Origin of the sequence: Intrasporangium calvum (genome assembly GCF_028446585.1) — a bacterium.
GTDB lineage: Bacteria > Actinomycetota > Actinomycetes > Actinomycetales > Dermatophilaceae > Intrasporangium > Intrasporangium calvum_A.
In genome coordinates this window covers 1-3586 of the sequence record NZ_JAPFQL010000143.1, presented here as the reverse complement: position 1 = coordinate 3586, position 3586 = coordinate 1, and the positions used below count along the sequence as shown (strand labels likewise).

Below are 3586 nucleotides of genomic sequence, written 5' to 3'. Positions count from 1 at the left end.
GGGTGTCCACACCCAACTTCACTCGAGTGGCCCCGGTGTCCACACCCCGGCGTCACTCGAGTGGCCCCGGTATGCACAGGGCCCCCGATCTCTCGAGGGCCCCGTGCACGCGAGTCCGGGCGTCAGTGGCGCGGCTCGCGCCGGTCGTCGCGCTGGTAGAGGTCGTCGACCTGGTCTCCGTCGCCGTACGTTCCCTCTTCGCCGCCCAGCGAGATCATCGTGCCGTGCGCCGCTTCGGCCCTCACCCGCAGCTCGGCGGGGGCGATCGCCTTGGCGAGGTGCCAACCGGCGACGGCCACCAGCGTGCCCAGCGCGATGCCGCTGAGCGAGAACGAGTCGCTGAAGACGAGCGAGACGTTGCCGACGCCCATGATGATGCCCGCCGCGATCGGCACGAGGTTGATCGGGTTGCCGAAGTCGACGCCGTTCTCCTTCCAGATCTTGGCGCCGAGCAGGCCGATCATGCCGTAGAGGACGACCGTGATGCCGCCGAGGACGCCACCGGGGATGGAGAAGACGAGCTGTCCGAACTTCGGGGAGAAGCCGAAGAGGATCGCCACGAGAGCCGCCACGTAGTACGCCGCCGTCGAGTAGACCCGGGTGGCCGCCATGACGCCGATGTTCTCGGCGTACGTCGTGGTGGGGGAGCCACCCACGGCGGAGGCGAGCGCGGTGCCGACACCGTCGGCGGCGATCGCTCGGCCCATGTAGGGGTCAAGGTTGTGGCCGGTCATCTCGGCGACGGCCTTGACGTGGCCGGTGTTCTCGGCGACCAGGGCGATGACCGCGGGGATGACGAGCAGGATCGCTGCCATCGAGAAGCTCGGCATGTGCCACCCGGCGACCTCCTTGCCGTCGGCCCCCATCATCGTCTCCGGGGGGAAGCCGAACCACGAGGCAGCGGAGACCGCGTCGAAGTTCGTGCGGAAGTGAGTCGTCGCCTCGGTCGCGCCGCCGAGGACCGAGGTGATCTGGCCGACGGTCCGGTCGAGCACCCACGACAGGAGCGTGCCGAAGATCAGCGCGAGGAAGACGGCGATGCGTGAGATGAATCCCTTGAACGCGACCGCGCAGACGATGGTGAAGAGCATCGTCGCGAGGGCCACCCACTGGTCCTGCGGCCAGTAGATGCCGGCCACGACGGGGGCGAGGTTGAAGCCGATGAGCATGACGACCGCGCCCGTGACGACGGGGGGCAGCACCCGGTGCAGGACCTCCGAGCCGAGGTAGTGGATCGCGAGGCCGACCAGGGCGAGGATGAGCCCGGCCACGAGGATCGCGCCGGTGACCGTGGCCGACGTCGACCCCTCCTGGGCCCGGATCGCGACGACTGCGCCGACGAACGAGGCCGAGGTGCCGAGGTAGCTCGGCACCTTCCCCTTGACGATGAGCAGGAAGAGAATCGTCGCGACACCGCTCATCATGATCGCGAGCTGCGGGTTGAGGCCCATGACCAGCGGGAAGACGAAGGTCGCACCGAACATGGCCACGACGTGCTGGGCGCCCAGCCCGATCGTGCGCGGCCAGGAGAGTCGCTCGTCGGGCGCGACGACGTCGTCGGGTCCCGTCGTCTTGCCGTCCCCGTGCAGTTTCCAGCCCAAAGCCATTGAAGACTCCTCAGCGTTATGCGGCCGGTCACCTCCTGTGACTCGGCTCACTCCCACGGCGGGATTGCGCGAAACCTACTCCCGTTGTGGGGGAGGGGGTTCGGCATTTGCTGATAACGAGTTGGTCCCGTTACCCACGAAAGGTGCCGTACGCGCCTCGATGCGTCGGAGGGATGGGTCAGAGCCCGCGCATCTGGTGCACCTTGAGCGCGAGGGCGAGGGTGAGGCGCAGCTCGGGGTCCGAGGTGAAGGGCCCGAGCATCTTCTCGAGCTTGCCGATTCGGTAGCGCAGCGTGTTGTAGTGAAAGAAGAGGAGCCGAGCGGTCTCGGCGACGTTCATGTTGGTGTCGATGAGGATGCTCAGCGTCTGGCGCAGGTCGGCGTACTCCGGCTGGTCGTCGGTGGCCAGCTCCCGCAGGGACTCGCGGACGAACCGGCGCAGGTCGGCGCCGTCGGGGATGAGGGCGAGCAGCCGGTAGATCCCGAGACCGTCGACGTGGGCGAGGGCGCCGTCGCCCTGCATCTGCCGCCCGACGGTGACGGCCGACAGTGCTTCGTCGTACGCCTGGGGCAGCTGCGCGGGTGAGGTGACGGTGCGGGACACGCCCGTGGAGAAGCTGCGTCGGCCGCCGCCTCCGTCGCCCCGGACGACCCGGACGAGGTCTCCGACGACGCGCATCACGCGCTCGGTGTCTCCCGGCTCCGGCACCGCCACGAGCGAGACGACCTCGCGGCTGAAACCGACCACGGGGGTCCTCGGGTCGCGGACGCCCACCGCGTGGGTCCACGCCCGGGCGAACCGCTGCTGCAGGAAGCGGATCTCGTCGCGGTCCCGCTCGGTCTGGTCGTCGTCCTCGTCGGTCTCGGCGACGACGACGACCAGCGGCCGGTCGATGTCCCAGCCGAGGGAGGAGGCGTGGGCGATGGCGTCGATCGGCGTGCCGGCCCGGCCCGAGAGCGCGTCGCGGAGGAACTCGGCGCGGTACTTGCTCTCGACGGCGGAGACGGCCTGGTCCTTGGTGATCGCCAGGGCGGCGACCGTGGCGGCTCGCTCGAGGAGGCGCACGTCGTCCTCGGTGAGGGTGCGGTGGCGCGAGAAGGCGACGATGACGCCGTGGTCCAGCTGGCCGGCGATGATCCGCACGGCTGCCCGGTCGGCGTCGGTGCCCGCCTCCCGTGGCCCCATCGGCTCGGACTCGACCAGGAACCGGCCGGACCGGTCGAAGCAGGGCAGCGACTCCGCCCAGCGCAGCTCGTCGGGGTCGCCGGCCCGGGCGATGACCCGCCCGTCGGTCGTCGTCACCATGGCGGCCGCGGCGGCGGTCGGGTCGAGGAACGCGACGACCCGCTCGCACAGCTCGTCGAGGGTGCCGCCGGCCAGGACGATGTGCACCAGGGCCCGGTCCGCGTCCTCGAGGCGGCGCAGCGCGGCCGTCTGGCGCTCGAGCTGCTCCCTCACGGAAGCAAGTTCGGCAGCGGATTCCGCTGTCAACTCACCATTGATGAGGGCCGGATCGTTGGCAACATTCACCATGAGCGCACCCTAACCTGCCTCGGTACCGTCGGTCATCGATCCGGCTGCGACGGGGAGGAGGGCTCCTGTGCTCATCCCCGCCCGCCCATCGTGGCCTGCAGCCGTGTCGCACCTCGTCCACGGGGTCGTGACCGGTCGGAGGCAGACGGCTCGGGTCCTCGGGGTCTTCCCGACCTGCGTCTATGTGGGCCTTGGTTCACACGACGAGGTCCTGGCGCTGCTCACCCGTGACGCGCTGGTGCAGCCGATCGGGCTGCGGCTCGCGGCCAAGGCGGGGGAGGTGCGTTGGGACGTGGTTCCCGGCGACGAGGTCGTGGTCGGCGAGGGGCGGGTCAGGCTGGCCCGGGCTGATGTCGTTGCAGCCCGGGTGCAGCACCCGTCCCGAGTCGTGCCCCGACCGCAGCCGGCACGCCACCCCCAGCTCACTCGAGTGGGACGGGGTGGG

At 70.2% G+C, this 3586-nt stretch carries 3 protein-coding genes; 1 reads left to right on the top strand and 2 read right to left on the bottom strand.

Features of this window, described 5'->3' with window-relative positions:
- Positions 1–122: 122 nt before the first annotated feature.
- Both OO014_RS19060 and OO014_RS19055 read right to left on the bottom strand, forming a co-directional pair.
- Positions 123–1607 carry a uracil-xanthine permease family protein gene (locus OO014_RS19060; protein ID WP_272463907.1) on the bottom strand — a complete coding sequence of 495 codons (1485 nt, stop codon included), beginning with the start codon at positions 1605–1607 and terminating at the stop codon, positions 123–125.
- Positions 1608–1785: 178 nt separating this feature from the next.
- Positions 1786–3066, bottom strand: coding sequence for a helix-turn-helix domain-containing protein (locus OO014_RS19055; RefSeq protein ID WP_272463906.1), 1281 nt, complete (start codon positions 3064–3066; stop codon positions 1786–1788).
- 178 nt (positions 3067–3244) lie between these two features.
- On the opposite strand from OO014_RS19055, the gene OO014_RS19050 reads away from it, so the two are divergent.
- Positions 3245–3586, top strand: a 342-nt coding sequence (locus OO014_RS19050) for a hypothetical protein (RefSeq protein WP_272463905.1), incomplete at its 3' end; no start/stop codon positions are given.

Bases quoted from the DNA above. Each gene is read 5' to 3' on its own strand.
- OO014_RS19060 (WP_272463907.1), bottom strand. From the start codon at position 1,607: ATGGCTTTGGGCTGGAAACTGCACGGGGACGGCAAGACGACGGGACCC.